Source organism: Pseudomonas sp. SCPG-7, assembly GCF_002156405.1.
In the GTDB taxonomy this organism is placed as follows: Bacteria; Pseudomonadota; Gammaproteobacteria; order Pseudomonadales; family Pseudomonadaceae; genus Aquipseudomonas; species Aquipseudomonas parakoreensis.
Genome location: NZ_MVOO01000002.1, coordinates 84554 through 106284, shown reverse-complemented (window position 1 = coordinate 106284; position 21731 = coordinate 84554). Strand labels below are relative to the sequence as shown.

The 21731-nt window shown below is 58.9% G+C and carries 16 protein-coding genes; 5 read left to right on the top strand and 11 right to left on the bottom strand.

Annotated elements, in window-relative coordinates:
• Positions 1-176 precede the first annotated feature (176 nt).
• Together rpsI and rplM are read right to left on the bottom strand one after the other, a co-directional pair.
• Positions 177-569: a 30S ribosomal protein S9 gene (gene rpsI, locus B1722_RS04840; RefSeq protein WP_007961615.1), complete on the bottom strand. Its 393-nt coding sequence runs from the start codon at positions 567-569 to the stop codon at positions 177-179.
• A 14-nt stretch (positions 570-583) separates the two neighbouring features.
• The gene (gene rplM / locus B1722_RS04835) at positions 584-1012 is read right to left on the bottom strand and encodes a 50S ribosomal protein L13 (RefSeq protein ID WP_003228062.1); all 429 of its coding nucleotides are present in this window, start codon (positions 1010-1012) and stop codon (positions 584-586) included.
• A gap of 244 nt (positions 1013-1256) precedes the next feature.
• On the opposite strand from rplM, the gene B1722_RS04830 reads away from it, so the two are divergent.
• Positions 1257-2297 (top strand): NADP(H)-dependent aldo-keto reductase, encoded by a 1041-nt coding sequence (locus tag B1722_RS04830; RefSeq protein WP_086791629.1) that lies wholly within the window; start codon positions 1257-1259, stop codon positions 2295-2297.
• 104 nt (positions 2298-2401) lie between these two features.
• On the opposite strand, the gene B1722_RS04825 is transcribed toward B1722_RS04830, so the two are convergent.
• Positions 2402-3538 carry an acyl-CoA dehydrogenase family protein gene (locus B1722_RS04825; RefSeq protein WP_007961611.1) on the bottom strand — a complete coding sequence of 379 codons (1137 nt, stop codon included), beginning with the start codon at positions 3536-3538 and terminating at the stop codon, positions 2402-2404.
• Between the two features lie 250 nt (positions 3539-3788).
• Between B1722_RS04825 and B1722_RS04820 the strand changes: the two genes are divergently transcribed.
• Positions 3789-4685, top strand: a complete 897-nt coding sequence (locus B1722_RS04820; RefSeq protein WP_174376918.1) for a GlxA family transcriptional regulator — start codon at positions 3789-3791, stop codon at positions 4683-4685.
• Positions 4686-4877: 192 nt separating this feature from the next.
• Here the strand turns inward: B1722_RS04820 and zapE are convergent, their stop codons facing one another.
• The 3 genes from zapE to B1722_RS04800 all read right to left on the bottom strand — a co-directional run bounded on the left by zapE (position 4878) and on the right by B1722_RS04800 (position 8072).
• Positions 4878-5972 carry a cell division protein ZapE gene (gene zapE / locus B1722_RS04810; protein ID WP_041074841.1) on the bottom strand — a complete coding sequence of 365 codons (1095 nt, stop codon included), beginning with the start codon at positions 5970-5972 and terminating at the stop codon, positions 4878-4880.
• A 90-nt stretch (positions 5973-6062) separates the two neighbouring features.
• Positions 6063-7418, bottom strand: a complete 1356-nt coding sequence (locus B1722_RS04805) for a tryptophan--tRNA ligase (protein WP_041074843.1) — start codon at positions 7416-7418, stop codon at positions 6063-6065.
• A 24-nt stretch (positions 7419-7442) separates the two neighbouring features.
• Positions 7443-8072, bottom strand: coding sequence for an alpha/beta hydrolase (locus tag B1722_RS04800; protein ID WP_041074847.1), 630 nt, complete (start codon positions 8070-8072; stop codon positions 7443-7445).
• Between the two features lie 144 nt (positions 8073-8216).
• Between B1722_RS04800 and B1722_RS04795 the strand changes: the two genes are divergently transcribed.
• Positions 8217-8651, top strand: coding sequence for a YhcB family protein (locus tag B1722_RS04795; RefSeq protein ID WP_007961596.1), 435 nt, complete (start codon positions 8217-8219; stop codon positions 8649-8651).
• Positions 8652-8908: 257 nt separating this feature from the next.
• Here B1722_RS04795 and B1722_RS04790 read toward each other — a convergent pair whose 3' ends face one another.
• Positions 8909-9643, bottom strand: a complete 735-nt coding sequence (locus B1722_RS04790) for an OmpA family protein (protein WP_007961595.1) — start codon at positions 9641-9643, stop codon at positions 8909-8911.
• 114 nt (positions 9644-9757) lie between these two features.
• Complete coding sequence (locus B1722_RS04785) at positions 9758-10402, bottom strand: MBL fold metallo-hydrolase (protein ID WP_041074845.1); 645 nt, start codon at positions 10400-10402, stop codon at positions 9758-9760.
• A gap of 217 nt (positions 10403-10619) precedes the next feature.
• On the opposite strand from B1722_RS04785, the gene B1722_RS29745 reads away from it, so the two are divergent.
• Both B1722_RS29745 and B1722_RS29740 read left to right on the top strand, forming a co-directional pair.
• Positions 10620-13442 (top strand): M10 family metallopeptidase, encoded by a 2823-nt coding sequence (locus tag B1722_RS29745; protein WP_256578838.1) that lies wholly within the window; start codon positions 10620-10622, stop codon positions 13440-13442.
• Positions 13443-13473: 31 nt separating this feature from the next.
• Entirely contained in the window at positions 13474-15444 is a 1971-nt protein-coding gene (locus B1722_RS29740; protein WP_256578839.1) for a hypothetical protein, read from the top strand.
• A gap of 68 nt (positions 15445-15512) precedes the next feature.
• On the opposite strand, the gene B1722_RS04775 is transcribed toward B1722_RS29740, so the two are convergent.
• From B1722_RS04775 to B1722_RS04765, 3 genes are all read right to left on the bottom strand, one after another.
• Positions 15513-18245 (bottom strand): LuxR C-terminal-related transcriptional regulator, encoded by a 2733-nt coding sequence (locus B1722_RS04775; RefSeq protein ID WP_041072393.1) that lies wholly within the window; start codon positions 18243-18245, stop codon positions 15513-15515.
• Between the two features lie 203 nt (positions 18246-18448).
• Positions 18449-19813, bottom strand: coding sequence for a DUF1329 domain-containing protein (locus B1722_RS04770; protein ID WP_041072394.1), 1365 nt, complete (start codon positions 19811-19813; stop codon positions 18449-18451).
• Positions 19814-19841: 28 nt separating this feature from the next.
• The gene (locus tag B1722_RS04765; RefSeq protein ID WP_041072397.1) at positions 19842-21731 is read right to left on the bottom strand and encodes a DUF1302 domain-containing protein; all 1890 of its coding nucleotides are present in this window, start codon (positions 21729-21731) and stop codon (positions 19842-19844) included.

Here is a 21731-nt window from a genome sequence, read left to right as displayed (position 1 = left end):
AAAAGCCCCAATTCTGACAAGGGAATTACCCGGGGCTCCCACCCTCAAGCCTTGTAGTATAGGGGGTCTACGAATGTGGCAAGTTGTCACAGCGCAATTCTTTAATAAATCGCAGGCATAAAAAAACGCCCGGTTCCGTGAGGAATCGGGCGTTCTTTTTTGAACGTGGAAACGAATTAACGCTTCGAGTACTGCGGACGCTTACGCGCTTTACGCAGACCAACTTTCTTACGTTCAACTTCACGAGCGTCGCGAGTAACGAAGCCAGCTTTGCGCAGAGCGCTACGCAGGGTTTCGTCGTAGTCCATCAGAGCGCGAGTGATGCCGTGGCGGATTGCGCCAGCCTGACCACTTACACCACCACCGATGACAGTGACGTAGATGTCGAACTTCTCGACAGTCTCGGTCAGTTCCAGCGGCTGACGAACTACCATGCGGGCAGTTTCGCGGCCGAAGAACGAGTCCAGGGAGCGGTTGTTGATGGAGATGTTACCAGTACCCGGACGCAGGAAAACGCGTGCGGTTGCGGTCTTGCGACGGCCAGTGCCGTAATTTTGAGTCGCCGACATAATGAACTATTCCGTTAAATCTTCAGTTCTTGGGGCTGCTGAGCAGTATGAGGGTGTGCAGCGCCCGCATAGACTTTCAGCTTACGGTACATGTCACGACCCAGCGGGTTCTTAGGCAGCATGCCTTTAACCGCGGTCTCGATCACGCGCTCAGGGGCCTTGGCGATCAGCTTTTCAAAGTTGATCGACTTGATGCCGCCCGGGAAACCGGAGTGGGAGTAGTACATTTTGTCAGTGGTTTTAGCGCCGGTTACACGGATCTGCTCGGCGTTGATTACGACGATGTAGTCGCCGGTGTCAACGTGAGGAGTGTACTCAGGCTTGTGCTTGCCACGCAGACGGCTCGCGATTTCGGTGGCCAGACGACCCAGGGTCTGACCAGCAGCGTCGACGACAAACCAGTCGCGCTTTACTGTTTCCGGTTTAGCAGTAAAAGTTTTCATTCTTTATAGCCTCAGGGGCCGCCTGTAAATAAGACGGCGGATCTTACTGAATAGTGCGTACTTTGACAAGTCAAAGGCAGCCGGATACAGACGCTTTCGGGGGCTCGGGTCGGCGCGTCCGTTCAACGGCAAGATTCTTCGGCGGCGGCGCATCACTTCCACTGCAGAAAGAGGTCGGCAATTATGCAGATTGCGAAAAAAATTTCAACCTGCTTTTATGCTTGTTTTGCCCAAGGAGCACCCGATGGACTATCGCCAGCTAGGCCGTACCGACCTGAACGTGAGTGCAATCTGCCTCGGCACCATGACCTGGGGCGAGCAAAACACTGAAGCTGAAGCCTTCGCCCAGATCGAGCGGGCCAAGGAAGCCGGGATCAATTTCATCGACACCGCCGAGATGTACCCGGTGCCGCCGAAAGCCGAAACCTACGCCACCACCGAGCGCTACATCGGCAATTATTTCAAAAGCCGTGGTGATCGTGCCGACTGGATCCTCGCCAGCAAGATCGCCGGCCCGGGCAACACCATCGACTACATCCGCGACAAAAACCTGCGCCACAACCGCCAGCACATCACTGAAGCGGTGGATGCCAGCCTCAAGCGCCTGCAGACCGATTACATCGACCTCTACCAGTTGCACTGGCCGGAGCGCAGCACCAACTTTTTCGGACAACTGGGCTACAAACACAAGATCGAAGCCAACCTGACGCCGCTCGAGGACACCCTCGAAGCCCTCGATGAGCAAGTGAAGGCCGGCAAGATCCGCCACATCGGCCTGTCCAACGAGACGCCGTGGGGCACCATGCGCTTCCTTGCCCTGGCCGAAGCCCGGGGCTGGCCGCGCGCGGTGTCGATCCAGAATCCGTACAACCTGCTCAACCGCAGCTTTGAAATCGGCCTGGCGGAAATCGCCATCCGCGAACAGTGCGGCCTGCTCGCCTACTCGCCGCTGGCATTCGGTTTCCTGTCCGGCAAGTACGAAGGCGGCGCGCGTCCGCCGAAAGGTCGCCTGAGCCTCTACAGCCGCTTTAGCCGCTATTTCAACGCGCAATCGCAAGCGGCCTGCAGCCGTTACGTGGCCCTGGCCCGTGAACACGGTCTTGATCCGGCGCAGATGGCCCTTGCATTCGTCACCCAGCAACCGTTCGTCACCAGCAACATCATTGGCGCCACGACGCTGGAGCAACTGGACAGCAACATTGCCAGTTTTGATCTGAAGCTTTCCGATGAGGTGCTGGCGGGGATTGAGGCGATCCACAAGGATCATCCGAACCCGGCGCCTTGATCGGCCGTTAAAAGCTTCGCGAGCAGGCTCGCTCCCACAGGTACAGCGTGATCCTTGTGGGAGCGAGCCTGCTCGCGAAGGGGCCCGTCAATTCACTGCAGAACTCACAGCGACCGCGCAATGATCTCCTTCATGATTTCATTGGTACCGGCATAGATCCGCTGCACCCGTGCATCCGCCCACGCCCGGGCCACCGGGTACTCCCACATGAAGCCGTAGCCGCCATGCAACTGCACGCACTCGTCGAGCACCTTGCATTGCAGGTCCGTGCCCCAGTATTTGGCCATCGCAGCTGTCGGCACATCGAGCTTGCCCTGCAGATGCAGTTCCAGGCACTTGTCGACAAATACTCGGCCGATCTGAATCTCGGTAGCCATCTCCGCCAGTTTGAAGCGGGTGTTCTGGAAATCGGCGATCGCCTTGCCGAACGCCTTGCGATCACGGGTGTAATCCAGCGTCCATTTCAGCGCAGCTTCGGCTGAGGCCAGACCACCGATCGCTACCGTCAGTCGCTCCTGTGGCAATTCCTGCATCAAATAAGCGAACCCTGCCCCGGCCTGCCCCAACAGGTTTTCTTTCGGCACGCGTACGTCCTGGAAGAACAATTCCGACGTGTCCTGAGCCTTCATTCCGACCTTCTCCAGGCGTTTGCCCTTCTCGAAGCCCGGCGTATTCGCCTCTACCACAAACAGGCTGGTGCCTTTGGCGCCGGCCTTGGGATCGGTTTTGGCGACCACGATCACCAAATCAGCGAGAAAGCCGTTGGTGATGAAGGTCTTGGAGCCGTTGATCACGTACTCGTCGCCGTCCAGCACGGCGGTGGTCTTGACCCCTTGCAGGTCGGAACCGGCACCCGGCTCGGTCATCGCAATCGCGCTGACCATCTCGCCCGAGACCAGTTTCGGCAGGTATTTTTGCTTCAGCGCTTCACTGCCGTAATGCAGGATGTATGGCGCAACGATGTCCGAATGCAACGAGAAACCGATCCCGGTCAGACCCAGACGACCGACCTCTTCGATTACCACTGCGCTGTACAGAAAGTCCGCGCCCAGGCCGCCGTACTCTTCCGGAAGGTGCGAGCAGAGCATCCCCGCCTCCCCCGCCTTATTCCACAGTTTGCGGTCGATGTGGCCTTGTTTCTCCCATTGCGCATGGAACGGCACGGCCTCTTTTTCGAGGAAGGTTCGTACGCTGTCGCGGAACAATTCGTGCTCGGAGCTGAACAAGGTTCTGGGGATCATGCGGCACCTTTCATTGTTGTTGGAGGAATATGGCCTTCAGAGACTAAGCCTCACCTCCGACACAGGACACTGGACACATCCGACAAAAAATAAGACGATCCAGCCGTCTGGTGACCACTTTCCCTTATAAAAACAAAACAAAAGTTGAATTATGTCCAAGCAAGTCTCCACGCCCTTGCGGCGCGTCAGCATCCTGGCAATCGACCGGGTTTTCGCATCCACTCTCATGCAGGCCAAGGATTTTTTCCATCTGGCCAGCCTGCGTTACGGTAAGCAACTGGGTCACGGCCTGACACCGGCGTTCGAAACCCGGCTGGTCAGCCCCGACGGCAAACCAGTGAACAGTTTCAGTGACGTGATGATGCCGGTGGACGGCGGCCTGGAAAACGCCGACGTCATCATCCTCCCGGCGTTCTGGGACGATTTCGATACGCTGTGCAGCCGTTATCCACAGATCCTGCCGTGGCTGCGCGAGCAGCACGCCCGTGGCGCCGTGCTCTGCGGCGAAGCCACCGGGGTATTCTGGCTGGCCGAGGCCGGGCTGCTCAACGGTAAGGAAGCGACCACTTACTGGCGCTTCTTCAATGCCTTTGCCGAGCGCTTTCCCAAGGTGTACCTCAATCAGGACAAGCACCTGACCGACGCCGATAACCTTTATTGCGCCGGCGGCACCACTTCGGCCTGCGACCTGTATATCTACCTGATCGAACGCTTCTGCGGCGCCAATGTGGCGCAAGCCGTGGCCCGCGACATTCTGTATGAAGTGCAGCGCAGTTATTCGCCGGGACGTATCGGTTTCGGCGGACAGAAGCTGCACCAGGACGTGATCATCCTGCAGATCCAGCACTGGCTTGAAGAGCATTTCGCCGACAAGTTCCGCTTCGAAGACGTGGCCCGCGAGCACGGCATGAGCATCCGCAACTTCATGCGCCGCTTCCAGACCGCGACTGGCGACAAGCCGCTGCACTACCTGCAACGCCTGCGCATCGAGACTGCCAAAGGTCTGTTGTCGGGCAGCCGCAAGAGCATCAAGACCATCAGTTATGAGGTCGGCTACGACGATGCGAGCTTCTTTGCGCGGCTGTTCCGCCAGCACACCGAGTTGTCGCCGAACCAGTATCGGCAGCAGTTTCAGCAGGCTGCGTAGGCCCCTGAGCAAATACAAAACCTGTGGGAGCTGGCTTGCCAGCGATGGCGTCGTGTCAGGTGATATCTATTTCTCTGACATACCGCTATCGCTGGCAAGCCAGCTCCCACAGGGATTGCAGTGCATTAGAGATTTTCTTCAGCACAAAAAAAGGGCCTGCAATCGCAGGCCCCTTTTTTGTGCTGAATCCACTTAAGGCTTGTGCGCCCGCGAAAGGAATTCGTGTGATTGCATCTCCAGCAAACGGCTCAGCGTACGCTGAAATTCGAACGTCAGGCGCCCGCCGGTGTACAGGTCTTTCAGCTCGACTTCGGCAGAAATGATCAGCTTGACGTTACGGTCGTAGAATTCGTCGACCATGTTGATGAAGCGTCGGGCGATGTCGTCGGTGGTGACGCTCATCTGCTCGACGCCACTGAGCAGCACCGCGTGGAAGATCTTGCCCAGCTCGATGTAGTCGTTCTGGCTGCGCGGGCCGTCGCACAGTTCGCGGAAGTCAAACCAGGCCACGTCGTCACAGGTGCGCAGGGCACGGATTTCGCGGTTCTCGATGATCAGCACATCGTTTTCCACCGCCGCCGTGCATTCCGGCGTCAGGGCCTTGAAGCTCTTGCGCAGGCTTTCGTGGGCCGCTTCGTCCAGCGGATAGTGGAACAGTTCCGCTTGCTCGAGGTGACGCAGACGGTAGTCAACACCACTGTCGACGTTGACGATTTCGGTGTTCTGCTTGATCAGCGCAATGGCCGGCAAGAAACGCGCGCGCTGCAGGCCGTCCTTGTACAGGCCGTCCGGAACGATGTTCGAGGTCGCGACCAGGGTCACGCCGTTCTTGAACAGCTCTTCCATCAGCGTGCCGAGGATCATCGCGTCGGTGATGTCCGAGACGAAGAATTCATCGAAGCAGATCACTCGCGACTCGGTCGCAAAGCGCTTGGCGATGATGGTCAGCGGGTTTTTCTCGCCGCCGAGGGTTTTCATCTCTTCGTGCACGCGCTTCATGAAGCGGTGGAAGTGAGTGCGGGTCTTTTCCTTGAACGGCAGCGCTTCAAAGAAAGTGTCGACCAGGTAAGTCTTGCCGCGCCCCACGCCGCCCCAGAAGTACAGGCCCTTGACCGGCGTCTGATCCTTCTTGCCAAACAGCTTGCCCAGCAAACCCGGCTTGTTCTGCTCGGCCGCGATCAGATCGTCGTACAGGCGCTGCAGATGACGCACAGCAGTTTCCTGCGCGGCGTCATGGAAGAAGTCCGGGCGTTTCAGATCAGCTTGGTATCGTTCTAGGGGCGTCATAATTCGTTAGCAAGGCAACAAAAACGGGCCGTCACTGTAGCGACGGCCCGTGGGAATGGCAATCAGCCCTTGGTCGGGCCGCACCGTTGTTTAGTCCTGAACCGGGGTCAGCGCTACGCGCAAAGCTTCGATCGCGGCGTCCCGCGCAGCAGCATCAGCGAACGCCGGGCTGTCGCCAACGCAATCACCTTCCAGCCACACGCTGAAGCTCAGGTCTTGATTGCGGATGTCCAGCGCCTGACCGGTTTGCAGTTGCTTGGTCACCTGGCCGGCTGTTTTGCCGTCGGCAAAGTTGCGCGACAGCAGCAGTTGCTCGCCATCGGCCGCCAGCAGGCGGAAACGGAAGCTGCCGTCGTCTTCACGGAAGCTGACGAAACGTGCAGCTTTCGCGGCTTTCTTCTTGGTGGTCGCCGCGACTTGCACCTGATTGACGAACGAACGCAGGCCGACCGCTTCACGCAGTTCGTTGAGGAACGGCGTCGCCACCGCACGGGCCTTTTTCGCGCCGTGTTGCAGGATGTCTTCCAGATCCGCCGGACGCTCGATCAGTTGGTGATAGCGTTCGCGGGACTCGCCCAGTTCATTGTCGAGCAACTGGAACAGACGATTTTTCGCCTCACCCCAACCCAGACCGCCGAGCAGTTCACTGCGGAATTCGTCAGCCTGCGCCGGTGTGGCGAACGCCTGGAACAGGGTGAACAGGTGCGAGTTGTCCGGATCTTTGGCTTCGCCCGGCGCTTTGGAGTCGGTGACGATCCGCGAGATCGCGTCCTTCATCTCTTTGGCGCTCGAGAACAGCGGGATGGTGTTGTCGTAGCTCTTCGACATCTTGCGACCGTCGAGGCCTGGCAACGTCGCCACGCTTTCCTCGATCAGCGCTTCAGGCATGGTGAAGAACTCTTTGCCCTGGCCGAACAGGTGGTTGAAGCGCTGGCCGATGTCGCGGGCCATTTCCACGTGCTGGATCTGGTCACGACCGACCGGCACCTTGTGCGCGTTGAACATCAGAATGTCCGCCGCCATCAGCACCGGGTAGCTGTAGAGGCCCATGGTGATCCCGGCATCCGGGTCTTCACCGCTCTCGACGTTCTTGTCCACCGAGGCCTTGTAGGCGTGCGCACGGTTGAGCAGGCCCTTGGCGGCGACGCAGGTCAGCAGCCAGGTCAGCTCGGGAATTTCCGGAATGTCGGACTGGCGATAGAAGGTCACACGGTCGACATCCAGGCCACCGGCCAGCCAGGTCGCGGCGATTTCCAGACGCGAGCGCTGGATGCGCAGCGGGTCATCGCATTTGATCAGAGCGTGGTAGTCGGCCAGGAAGTAGAACGAGTCGGCATTGCTGTCGCGGCTGGCGAGGATCGCCGGGCGGATGGCGCCGGCGTAGTTGCCCAGGTGCGGCGTGCCGGTGGTGGTGATGCCGGTGAGGATACGGGTACGGTTCGTCATGGGTAATCGCTTGTCAGACTGCAATCAATTCGAGAGACGCGGCAGGATCAGATCCTTGAGATCGGTCAGCTTGCCATGAAAAAAGTGTCCGCATTCTGCCACTTTCAGCAGCTCATGGGGGCGCTGGAGTTGTTCCGACCAGTCGTAGACCAATTGTGGATCGATCACTTCGTCGGTTTCCGGCTGGATCACGGTCAGCTCGCCGTGCTGTGGCAGTTGATCCTGATCGCCCAGGCGCATCACCGCCGGCGCGACCATGAACAGCTGCTTGAGCTGCACGCCTTGGGCTTCGAGACGACCGCCGAGACTTGCTGCAACAAATCCGCCGAAGGAGAAACCGAACAGGGTCAGCGGCAGATCCGGGTGTTTTTCCCGCAGCCAGGCGGCAGCGGCCTGGGCGTCGTCGACTTCACCGCTGCCCATATCGTGGGAGCCTTCGCTGGCACCGACGCCGCGATAGTTGAAGCGCAAAGTAATCAGGCCGGCGTCGCGCGCAGTGCGCTGCAGGGTCGAGACGACCTTGTTGAGCATGGTGCCGCCCTGCACCGGGTTCGGATGGCAGATCAGCGCGATGCCGATTGGCTGCTCGTTATCGAGGTACAGCGCTTCGATTTGGCCGACTGGGCCATCAATCACTACAGGGGTTTCACGCATCAGCAAGGAAGGAACTCCGTGACCTCGAATCGGGTCGACTCGTCTAGCAAATTGTCTGTGCCAATCTATTGCGAGTGAATCGCGGTATACAGCGCAGGTTCGAGCCGTTAACGTAAAGCAAAGCCGTTTATAGAGGAAGGACTCGTGGAACACTCGCTCTTAGTTTGGTTGTTACCGACTCTTGCCCTGGTTGTGGGTGTCGCCATTGGATTCCTGATCGCTCGCGTCGCACCGAATGCCGCGCCGAGCCGCACGCAGCGTCAACTGGATGATATCCAGGAGCGTTTCGACAGCTATCAAAACGAGGTGGTCACCCACTTCAACAGCACCGCGATGCTGGTCAAGAAGCTGACCCAGAGCTATCAGGAAGTGCAGGATCATCTCGCCGAGGGCGCCAACCGCCTGGCCCTGGACGAGCAGACCCGTCAACGTCTGATCGCCGCTTTGCACGCCGATGCCGCGCAGGCACCGCGCGAACGCCTGACGCCGCCGCGCGATCAGGAGCCGCCACGCGACTACGCACCGAAAGCCCCGAACTCGCCTGGCATGCTCGATGAGCATTATGGCCTGAAGAAGTAATCAGTCTTCGCTGCAAGCAAAAAGCCCCCGGACAATTCGGTTGTCCGGGGGCTTTTTTTGTATCTGATGATTTGAGGGTGATTGGTCCGGCCCCTTCGCGAGCAAGCCCGCTCCCACAGGGTCATGTGGTGAACGCAGATTCTGTGAACAACACCCATCCCTGTGGGAGCGGGCTTGCTCGCGAAAGGGCCAGCACGGGCAACCCGCAAAAAAATGCCCGGTCACAAGACCGGGCATTTCTTCACTCAAGCATTCACTTACGGATACTGCTGAACCGTACCCGGCTGTTGCTGCTGACCACCATACTGCTGACCCGGAATCGCCTTCAGGTTGACCTCGACGCGGCGGTTCTGCGCGCGGCCATTGACGTCACCGTTGCTGGCAATCGGGTTATCCGGGCCGGCGCCACGGGCCGACAGGTTGGCACCGCTGACACCTTGCGAGGTCAGGTAAGTGGCCACGCTCTGCGCACGACGCTGGGACAGGTCCATGTTGTGCTGGCGGCTGCCGGTGCTGTCGGTGTAGCCGACGATTTCGATCTGGTTCTGGTTGAACTCTTTCAACGAGTTCGCCAGGTTGTTCAGCGGCTGGTAAAAGCTCGGTGCGATGTTCGCCGAATCGGTGGCGAAGGTGATGTTGCCCGGCATGATCAGTTTGATCTGATCGCCTTGGCGCTGCACTTCAACCCCGGTATTGGCCATGCTGGCGCGCAGCTTTTTCTCTTGCTGGTCGGCGTAGTAACCGTAACCGGCGGCCGAAGCACCGACCACCGCCGCGCCGATCAAGGCGCCCTTGCCACGGTTGTTGTGGTCGATGGCGGCACCTGCCAATGCACCGGCCAGAGCGCCGAGGCCACCGTATTTGGCAGTTTTGCTCATGCCTTGCGAGCCACCGTCGGCCTGCCCCTGATTGTCATACGGGTTGGGCGAGGCGCAACCGGCCAACATGGCCACAGCGGTAGCAACAATAATCAAACGAGGCGTGGTGAACATGAAGAGCTCCTGGTTTTTGCATTTTGTGTGGCAGCGGCCCTAGGCAATAGACCTGCGCGGGCGTTGGATCATGACAATGCCGAAAAATTCCGCCGCACACTCGTGACAAAATGTTTAGGCGCGCACGAACGGGTTTTCGCGCATTTCATCTCCGAGACGCGTGTCCGGACCATGCCCGGCAACCACGATGGCGTCTTCGTCGAGCGTGTACAGCCGCTGCTTGATCGATCGCACGATGGTCGCCTGATCGCCGCCCCACAAATCCGTGCGCCCTACCCCGCGACGAAACAACGTGTCGCCGGCAATCAACAGCTTAGCCTCGGAAAACCAAAAGCTCATGGAACCGGGCGTATGTCCCGGCGTATGCAGCGCGACACCACAGCCGCAAGCCAGTTCTTCATCGTCGCTCAACCAGCGATCCGGCGACGGCACCGGAGTGTACGGCACACCAAACATCTGGCATTGCATCTCAAGGTTGTCCCACAGGAACTGGTCTTCCTTGTGCAGATGCAAGGTTGCGCCGGTTTTCTCTTTCATCTGCCCGGAAGCGAGGAAGTGATCGAGGTGCGCGTGGGTGTGGATGATGCTGACGACTTGCAGACCATGGGCATCAAGGCGCGCCATGATCAGGTCAGGATTGCCGCCCGGGTCAACGACGATGGCTTTTTTAGTGATCGGGTCGCCGATGATCGTGCAGTTGCACTGGAGCGGGCCGACGGGAAAGGTTTCGCGGATGAGCGCAGGGCTGGGAACAGTCATGAAAGATCCTGAATCGGTTAAGCGAGTGAGTACGCCAGACGAATATGTCGACTCAAAATTCTACTGCACTCGTCGACATAATGACCGAAGGCGAATATTGGACGCCACTCATCAAAAATAATGGCCAAGTGATGTCACTTGTATAATTTCTGATGCAAAATCGCGCATTTGTAGCGGTCGCATTCGGGAAGGGCCGCAGCGCACTCAGGAAAAATGTATGCCTAGTCCATCCGGTATCACTTTAAGTCTCACTTCCAAACTGACTGGCATAAATGCGCTCGACAGTTTGCTTTCAGGTTCTTATTGGGCGGGCGTCAATTGGCCTTTCGACGGCCCGACCAAGCTGACTTACAGCTTTATCGAGCCTAACACTTCGTACTTCCCGACCAACTACAGCGCCGACAACGAATACAAGTCCATCTACTCGCTGTCTGGCTATCAGAAAAACGGCATCATCAGCGCGCTGGCCACCTGGAGCGCTGTGGCAAACATCACCTTCACACAGACCTCCGACGATATCTCCAATGTCGGCGACTTGCGGTTCGGTGGTTATGGGCTGATGGGCAACGAGGCTGCTGCCTGGGCGTATACGCCCTCCAATACTCCCAACGGCGGTGATGTCTGGATCGGCGAACCGACGACTGACTACCCGATCAAGGGTACCTACGACTACATGACCTACATCCACGAGATCGGTCATGCTCTGGGCCTCAAGCACCCGTTTTCTGCCAGTGGCTCGAACCCGACGATTCTCAATCCGGCATTGGACGACGTCCAGTTCACGGTCATGAGCTACAACAATAGCTATTCATATCAACCGATGACTCCGATGGTGCTGGATATCCTCGCCATCCAGGCGCTTTACGGCGCCAATATGAATTGGCAAACCGGTGATAACGTCTACTCCTGGAAAGCTTACGAGCCCGTTTTCGAAACCATCTGGGATGCTGGCGGCAACGATACGATCGATGCGAGCTCGCAGGCGGACCAGGTCGACATCAACCTCAATGAGGGCACCTACAGCAAAATCGGATTGCCCAACGTCATCGGCGGGAGCGTATTCCAAAGCGGACTGGGCATTGCCTATGGCGCCAAGATCGAAAATGCGATTGGCTCGAACTACAACGACATCTTGCGCGGCAACAGCCTGGACAACGTCCTCAATGGCGGCACGGGTGTGGACTGGATGTATGGCGGTGCCGGTAACGATACCTACTACGTCGACAACCGGGATGACCGGGTCTACGAAACAGGAACATCGGCGAGCGAAATCGATTCGGTCTTTGCCACGACCAGCTACAGCCTGTATGGCTATGAAAACGTGGAGAACCTCACGCTTCAGACCAACGCCAACATCAATGGCTACGGCAACGACTCGAACAACGTGATCACCGGTAACGCCGGCAATAACATTCTCGACGGTTACGGCGGTGCTGACACCCTGATCGGTGGAGCAGGTAACGATACCTATGTCGTCGACAACCTCGATGATGTCATCCTCGAAACCAGCACCGTAGCAAGTGAGATCGACACTGTACGGGCCTCGGTGAGCTGGACACTGGGCGCGAACCTGGAAAATCTCGAACTGGCGGGCAGCGGCAATATCAACGCAGTCGGTAACAGCCAGAACAACGTCCTGACCGGCAACGAAAGCAACAACGTACTCGACGGCCAGGGCGGGCTGGATACCATGATCGGTGGCGCAGGCAACGACGCCTACATCATTGATCAAGTGGGTGAGCTTGAACTGGCAAAAGAAAACGCCAATCAGGGTAGCGACACCCTGATTCTTAACTATGGCGTGCAGGTCAACACGCTTATCGATTTGAACAGCAGCACGCTGAACAACTTCGAAAACGTCACGATCAACGGCGCGGGTGCCTTTGATGTGCTGGGTAACAGCCAGGACAACTATCTGGTCGGCAATAGCTTCGCCAACACCCTGCAGGGCGGCGCCGGCAACGACATGCTTGATGGCGGTGCCGGAGCGGACACGCTGATCGGTGGCACAGGCAACGACACCTATGTCATCAACAGTCTGGAAGATACGCTGATCGAATTGGCGAACGAAGGCAATGATGTGGTTCGCTCGTCGGTCAATTACACCCTGGCGGCCAATATCGAGGAAGGATTGCTGCTGGGTAGTGCGGCGCTCAACCTCAACGGCAATGAGCTGAACAACGTTCTGACCGGTAATGACGCCAATAATGTTCTCGATGGTGGCCTGGGCGCCGACAAAATGGTCGGAGGACAAGGCAACGATATTTATATGGTCGACAATGTCGGCGATCTCGTGGTTGAAAACGGCTTCTTCGACTACGACGAGGTGTATACCTCCATCGACTACACCCTGACTGCAAACGTCGAGACGCTGGTGCTCATGGGCTCAGCCAACCTCAACGGCACCGGCAACTACAGTGACAACCGCATCACGGGCAACGCTGGCAATAACGTTCTTGATGGCGGCATGGGCGCAGATACTTTAATCGGGGGTCAGGGCAACGATACCTACATCGTCGACGACGCCAGCGACAAGATCGTTGAGCAGGCCAACGAAGGTTACGATGTCGTGCGGTCCTCAGTGAGTTATGCACTGAGCGCCAACATCGAGGACGCCATCCTGCTGGGTACTGCCGCACTGAACCTGCAGGGCAACGACCTTAACAACGTCCTGAGCGGCAACGATGGCGACAACACCCTCAATGGCGGCCTCGGCGCCGATACCATGATCGGTGGCGCCGGCGTCGATACTTACTACGTCGACAACGTCGGCGATGTGATCATCGAAACCGACAGCTCGCCAACCGCCTACGACCGGGTGTTCTCCTCCATCGATTACACCCTGGGCAACAATNGACGGCGGTCTGGGCGCCGACACCCTGATGGGTGGCCTGGGCAACGACACTTATGTGGTCGACAACGTCGGCGACACCATCAGCGAAACCAGCACCCTGGCCAGCGAAATCGATACCGTCTGGTCATCGGTCAACTGGACGCTGGGCGCCAACCTGGAAAACCTGTACCTGGCGGGTACCGCTAATCTCAATGGCACCGGCAACAGCTTGAATAACATGCTCACCGGCAACAGCGGCAATAACATCCTCGACGGAGGTGCTGGTGACGACACGATCGATGGCGGCCTCGGCGCCGATATCATGATCGGTGGCGCCGGCGTCGATACCTACTACGTCGACAACGTTGGCGACGTGATCATCGAAACCGATGCTTCGCCAACCGCCTACGATCGGGTGTTCTCCTCTATCGATTACACCTTGGGCAACAACGTCGAGAACCTGCTGTTTGTCGGCAATGCCAACCTGCGCGGGATCGGCAGCGACGTCGCCAACCGCATGACCGGCAACGCTGGCGACAACTACCTCGACGGCGGTCTGGGCGCCGATACCCTGATGGGTGGCCTGGGCAACGACACTTATGTGGTCGACAACGTCGGCGACACCATCAGCGAAACCAGCACCCTGGCCGACGAGATCGATACCGTTCGTTCGTCGATCAACTGGACACTGGGTGCCAATCTGGAAAACCTGGTGCTGACCGGCACCGACGATCTCAAAGGTATCGGCAACAGCCTGGACAACATTCTCATAGGCAACAGCGGCAATAACTCCCTCGAAGGAGGCGCTGGCAACGACATCCTCGACGGCGGCCTGGGTAGCGACTTGATGAGAGGGGGGGCCGGCTCCGACACATACTATGTCGACGATATCTTCGACTTCGTCTTCGACATGGGCGCCATGCCAAACGACGTCGATCTGGTGATCTCGTCCATCGACTACACCCTCGATGCCTCCATTGAGAACCTTACCCTTGCAGGTGTCGATAATCTCAATGGCACGGGCAGCGAAAAGAACAACGTTCTGGTCGGCAACACCGGCAACAACATCCTCGATGGTGGTGCCGGCATCGACACCATGATCGGTGGCGCCGGTAATGACATCTACATCGTGGACAACTATCAGGATGTGGTGACCGAGCAGGTGGGCGAAGGCCATGATCTGATCAGAACCAGTATCAGCTACACCCTTTCGGCCAACGTCGAAGACTTGACGATGCTCGGCAATGATTCCTCGACACTGACTGGCAATGCCTTGAACAACGTGATCAGGGGCAACTCCGCAACCAACTACATCGACGGCGGACTCGGTGCGGACACTATGATCGGCGGCGATGGCCACGACGCCTACACCGTGGACAACATCAACGATGTGGTGATTGAACTCGCCAACGAAGGTATCGACACCGTCAACACCAGTATTGACTACACACTGGCGGACAACGTCGAAGACGGCCAGATGATTGGCAATGCCGACCTGAACATGACCGGCAACGCCCTGGATAACGTCTTGCACGGCAACGAGGGCAACAACATCCTGGCGGGCGGCCTCGGCGCTGATCGCATGATTGGCGAGGGCGGCGACGATATCTTTATTGTGGATAACGTCAATGACCTCGTCTTCGAGTTCCAGAATGGCGGCCACGACCTGATCCGTACTTCGGTCGACTACAACCTTTCGGATAACGTCGAGGACGGCACCCTGCTCGGCAGCGCAGACCTGACAATGTGGGGCAACAACCTCGACAACATTCTGACGGGTAACGCCGGCAACAACGTACTCGGCGGCAATGGCGGAACCGATAAACTGTTCGGTGGGGACGGTAACGACACACTATACGGTGGATGGGGACACAGCACATTGACGGGTGGCAGCGGGGCTGACACCTTTGCCATCACTAATATGATCAATCTCGGAATTGAATTCGGCAAAGGCTCTTCGCAAAATGTCATTGCCGATTTCAACGCACTGGAAGGAGACAAGATCGATTTCTCCAAATTCGACATTGACCCGATAACCCTCGGCTACCAACACTTGACGTTCATTGGCTCCAATGAATTTACCGGACTGGGGCAACTGCGGTTTGCAGATAACGTCCTGTCGGGCAACCTGAGCGCAGACGCTGGGGGTCACTTCGAAGTGCAAGTGGTGGGTGTCAGCTCGCTCAGTGCGAACGACGTCATCGTCTGATCCCATTGCTGTCTGAAACAAAGCTGAAAAATGAAAACACCCCGCCAAGGCGGGGTGTTTTTTTTCCGCTAGGCCAGCAAGCCCAGCTCTTTGGCGCGCGCCACTGCCTGAGTCCGCCGCTCAACCCCCAGTTTGCTGTTGATGTGGCTGGCGTGAGTTTTGACGGTGTGCAGCGAAATGAACAACTGTTCGCTGATTTCCTGGTTCGAACACCCCTGAGCGATCAAGCGCAGTACCGCCAGTTCGCGACTGCTGAGCTGTTCGGTGACGGTGGACTCCAGCATCTGCCGGGCAGCCGGCGGGGGCAAAAGCTCAAGCAACTGCCGGCCTGCCAGTCCGGTCGAAGCCACAAGTTGTGCACGCAACCAGTCCGAGTGCTCCTTGGCCAATCCATCGAATGGCTGCAACACGCCACCAGCCGCGAGCTCCAGCGCCTGACTCAATGTCTTGCGTGCTTCCGGCTCGCGCCCGCCCGCCAGCAGCAATGCAATCTTCTGCGTCAACGCCATCACACTGAGTAACTGCCGGCCGGTTTGCTGGCCGTTTTCGTGCAGCACGTCCAGCCGCGCTTCAGCAAGCATTGGCTGGCATCGCGTCATGTCGAGCAACGCCTGTTGCAGCTCCACATGCAATGGCAACTGTGGATGAAACTCCGGCGGCGCCGCTGCACGCTCGCCGGTGTAGGTCTGACCAAGACGCGCCAGCCAGGCCTCGGCCAGATCGGTTCGGCCCTGCGCCAGCCACAGTTCGCATTTGACCAGGGTGATCATTGCCAGATAGTAGATCGGCGGGACGTCCCAGATGTGCATCAGGCGCTCGGCTTCGGCGAGTTCGGCAAAGGCCTTGGCAAACTCACCTGAGCTGCCGTCCAGACGGGCGATCACGCAATGTCCGATCAACACACTGATATCGCGACAGGCCCGCGCTTCCGCCACACCGCTCAGCAACCGCGCCCGGGCCTGCTGGGGTTGCAAGCGCATGGACAACAGAAAACCTTCGTACAGCGTCAGCCGCGCACGTACCGCATACAGACGTTGCGGGGACAGTCCCCGCAACCGTTCCAGGCCCTGATGCACCTCATCCAGCGCGCGCAATATTTCCCCGCGCGACTGCAGTACCCGTGCCCGGTCGTAATGCGCCAAGGCTTCGAACAACGGATTGCCAACCCGCTGCGCCAGCTCGAGGGATTCGCGGTTCAGGCCCCGGGCGCGCCACAGGTCGCCGTCGGCGATCGCCAGATTGGACAAGGTCGACAGGCACATCAGACGTTGCCCGTAACGTTTTACCGGCAGACTTTCCAGCGCTTCGCTGCAATAGCGGTGAGTCAGTTCACGCTGGCCACGGCCCCGGGCGATGATCCCGCTGAGCGCCAGCCATTGTGCAAGCATCGACTTCTGCGCAGAGGCCGAAGGCGCCGGCAGGAAGCGACTCAAATGACTGGCCAGCTCTTCAGCGGCATCCAACTGACAGGCCAGCCCCAGCGCCCAGCTGTACAGCACGATCAAGCGTGGCGTGCTGATCAGCAGGCTGTCGGGCAAGTCCATCTTCCAGCGCAGCAGCATGCCCACGTTCTGCTCGGCCAGCAGTTGTTCCTCGGACAGGTTCTGCACCAGATTCGCCGCCACATCCAGGTGGCCGGCGCGCAAGGCTTGCTCCACCGCTTCGTCGAGCAGCCCTTGAGCATTGAACCAGCGGCAGGCGCGCAGATGCAGGGTCGCCGCCGGCACCAGCGTCTGGGTCACGGGCCGGCTGCGCAGCAGATCGGAAAACAAATGGTGATAGCGATACCAGTGACCGTGCTCGTCCAGTGGTACCAGGAACACCTGATGCGCCAGCAGAAACCGCAGGATTTCGGCGCTGTCGTGGGCTTCACGCACCGCGTCGCACAGCTCGCTGCAGAAGCGTTCCTGAGGCGCGGTGTCGTAGAGAAATGCCTGTACCTCGGCGGGCAGGCAATCGATGACTTCCTCCAGCAGATAGTCGCGAATCAGCCCCTCCCCGCCGTTCAGCGCTTGCGGTAAGGCGGCCTCGCTGCCGGCTTCAGATGCCGCCAGCAACCAGAAACGCAGCCCGGCCACCCAGCCTTCGCTGCGCTGGATCAGATTTTCCAGGGCTTCACCGCGCAATGAACTGCTGTGTCGATCAAGCAGGGTCAGTGCTTCGTCATGGGTCAGACGCAGATCCTGCTCGTGCAGTTCCAGCAGTTGTCGCGACAGGCGCAGGCGCGCCAGATGCCAGTCCGGACGCTGCCGACTGGTGACCATGACCAGCAAGCCATCGGGCAAGTGATTGAGGAAAAACTGCAGGCAGCGGTCGAGCACCGGGCCTTGGGCGAGATGGTAATCATCGAGCACCAGCAGCAGTGGCGCCGTTGGCTGCAGTTGCAGCGCCAGCTCATCGAGCAAGCCGTCGAGCCATTCTTCGAAGGCAAACGGCTGATGGCGCTGGCGCATCTTCAACAGGCCCAGCGCGCGACTGCCCAGATTCGGAAAGTAGTCCTGCAGTCCTTCCAGCAAGCGCTCGAGAAAACGTCCCGGATCGTTATCCCGCGGGCTCAGGCCCAACCAGAGGCTTCGCCAGTGCGCTGGCAGGCTCTGACAGAACTCCACCGCCAGCGAGCTCTTGCCGAAGCCTGCCGGCGCACAGACCAGCAACAGGCGCCCCGCAAGCCCCGCACTCAGGCGCTCACACAGACGCGGTCGCGACACATGGCCGTCGGGCAACGGCGGGCGAAAAAAACGCCCGTCCAGCGTCGCAACGGCAGCGCTTGCAGGATCCGGAAGCGGGGACAGATCAGTCATGGCCGGCTCTTGTTTGAATGGCGGTTGGCGGCGTAGCAGATGTCCGCAGACTAGCGGTAAACGTAGAGGGTTTGAAGGTTATTGCTACAAATGGCTACAAAAAGACTACGAGCCAGCAGACGCTCGTTCACAAAAGCGCGACGCAAAAAAACGCCCCGAACCAGTCGGGGCGTTTTTTCGAGGATGCGGCCTCGGGTCAAAGCTTAGCGGATACCGTCCTGGCCCAGGTTGCCCGGCTGGAATTCGCTCTTGGTGGCAGAGAAGCCGAAGTCATACGCTGATTTCTCTTCGTTCTTCATGCCCAGTGCCAGGTAACGGCCCGATTGCAGGTCGTACAGGGCTTCCAGCGCGTACCACGGCACTTGCTTGTCGTAGTAATCCTCGGCATGCGCCTCGGCCACACGCCACAGCTGACCGCGACCGTCGTAATGGTCGATGACCGCTGCCTGCCAGGTGTCTTCGTCGATGTAGAAGTCACGTTTGGCGTAGATATGGCGCTGACCCGGTTTCAGGGTCGCCACCACGTGCCAGACCCGACGCAGCTCGTAACGGGTCAGATCCTGATTGATGTGGCCAGCCTTGATGATGTCGGCGTACTTGAGGGTCGGCGAGTCGATCTTGTAGCTGTTGGAGGCGATGTACATCTCTTTCTTGCCTTCCAGCGCCCAGTCGTAGCGATCCGGCGCACCGTTGTACATGTCGAGGTTGTCGGAAGTGCGCAGGCCATCCGCGGCAGTACCCGGCCCGTCATAGGACACTTGCGGTGCCTGACGCACACGGCGCTGGCCAGTGGCGTAGACCCACGCCTTGCGCGGTTCCTTCACCTGGTCGAGGGTTTCGTGCACCAGCAGCACGGTACCGGCCAGACGTGCCGGCGCGGTCACTTTCTGCTTGAAGTAGAACAGGATGTTGCCCGGGTTGGCCGGATCGTAATCCTTCATCTTGTCGCGGAACACGAACTGGTCCTGGAAATACACCAGGCTGAACGAGCCGTTGGTTTGCGGCGTGGCCTGGGTGACCAGACGGGTCACGCTGCCACCGCGATAGCGGGTGATGTGGTTCCAGATCACCTCCAGACCGCTTTTCGGAATCGGGAACGGCACGGCGGTGTCGAAGTTTTCCAGACCGTTACCGCCGGCAACCAGATTGGTGGTAGTGGCGTTCTTCCTGATCGCGGCAAACACGTCATCCGGCACGGTCGAACCGCGATGGGACGGGTACACCGGCATCTTGAAGGTATCCGGGTAGCGCTTGAACATCGCGTACTGGCCCGGAGCAAGCTTGGCCTTGTACTGCTCGACGTTCTGCGCGGTGATGGTGAACAGCGGTTTTTCACTGCCGAACGGGTCGGACAGGAAACCCTTGCTGTCGACGGTACCGGCATTTTTCGGCAGCGGTTTCCAGGCCGGGATCGAACCGTCGGCGTTACCGGCCATTTCAGCGCCCATCGGCGTCAGGCTCTTGCCCAGTTTGTCGGCTTCGGCGGCGGGAACGGCCGCCATGACGCTGGTCGCCAGCAGCGACAGCCCCAGAACACCGGCTTGGAACAGACTCTTTGTTATTTTCATATGTGTGTTCGTCCTGAAAAAACTGTGCTTAGAAGTTCACGCCAACACTGAGGGCAACGAAGTCACGATCGTCCACGGTCGTGTAGTCGCCGCCAAAGAAGTTGGTGTAGGCCAGGCTCGCCGTGTAGGTGTTCTGGTATTCGGCATCCAGACCGAGACTGATCGCCTTGCGACCTTCCTCGAAGTTGCCGCCAGGGCCTGGCGAGTAGCCTTTCACGTCATGCGACCAGGCCACGTTCGGCTTGAGGTTCACACCGGCGAACACGTCGCTGTAATCCCAGATCGCACGAGCGCGATAGCCCCACGAGGTCGAGGTGGTGAAACCGTCGTTGTTGCAGTTGCTGGACACGTTATCGCGCGACGCCCCCGGACCGGCACCGTTGATGGTCGAGGTGTTGAGGATCTGCGAGCAGGTGTTCAGACCGCCAGTGGCAGGCAACTCACCCGGGCCGAACACCGGGTCGCGGCCGTAACGGGCTTCGGACTTGCTTTCCAGACCACCGACGTGGGTCACGCCGACTTCACCCACCAGGGTCAGACGGTTGGCGCCCATCACCTGATCGAAGAAGTGCGTCAGGGTGGTTTGCAGTTGGGTGATCTCTTTGCGGTTGTAACCGTGCAGGTCCTGGCCCGGCACACCGTTGAGGACCGACGCATTGGTCAACGCGCCACCCAGCGGACGCACACCGGCGAACAGAATGTCGGTGGAGTTCAATTGCACCGGTGCGTTCGGCCGGTAGCTGACCTCACCGCTCCACGCCGTACCGGTAGGCAGGGTGGTGGAGAAGCTCAGACCGTAGAGGCGAATGTCTTCAGGGTATTCGATGAAGTATTCCGAGTTGCCTGCCACGACCAGCGGGCCCAATGCCTGGAACGGCCCTGGCAATGCCTTGACGCCGTTATAGATCGACTGTGGCGCGCCGGTGGCGCTGAAGATCGGCGCGCGGCTGTGATAGTTCATGAAATAGGCACCGAATTCGGTGGCCAGCGGGTCGAACATGTACTTGGCGGAAACGCCCCACTGTCCGCTGTCACGCGCATTGCGGTTAGGCGCACGGCGTACCAGCACGCCTTCTTCGTTGACGTCGACACCGGCGTTGGCCAACGGCCCGAGCGCAATCCCCGGAATGGTCGAACGCTTGTTCAATACCCGCAGGTTGTCGTCGCAACCGGTGGTGACGATGTCCGGCTGCGAGAAGAACGTGCCGCAGTTGTCGGTGACGGTCTTCTGCCAGTCGATCTGATAGAAACCTTCGGCAGAAAGGTTTTCGGTGAGGCTCTGCGACACGTAGAACATGTTGACCGGGATCAGACCTTCCTTGATCTCGGCACCCGGACGACGGAACGCGGACACGTCGATCGGGTTGATCGAGTTGATGCCACCGCCGATGAAGGTACTTTCGCCCCAGTTCACAACCTGCTTGCCCAGGCGCACCGAACCTGGCTCATCGGCAATCGAGTAGTTGTGGTAAACGAAGGCGTCGAGGATCTGCCCGCCGGAAGAACGCGCCGCCACATCGCGGTTGTGGTTGCTGACGTCCTTGTATTCCAGATCCTGGTTCTGCAGCGCGAAGTCGTACCAGTATTTGCCCCGGACGAAGACCCCGGTGTCGCCGTATTTCAATTCGAGATCATGGATGCCTTTGAAGATCTTCGAGAAGGCTTGCCCGCTCTTGAAGTTCAGGTGGCCGTTGTCGGAGGTCTGGGACAGGCCCTTGCCGCCGTTGTTGACACCAATAAGGTCCTTGTTCGGCTGCTGAGTCGAGATACTCATGCCCAGGGAGAGCGAAGAGTCGAACTGACCTTCGATTTCACCGACGTTGAAACTGACGCCGAATGCGGGCCCGGCGAGCGTAGAGGCAAGACTGACGGCCAGAGGCAGTTTAGCCCGGCGCCAGAACTGGTTTACTGATGTCAT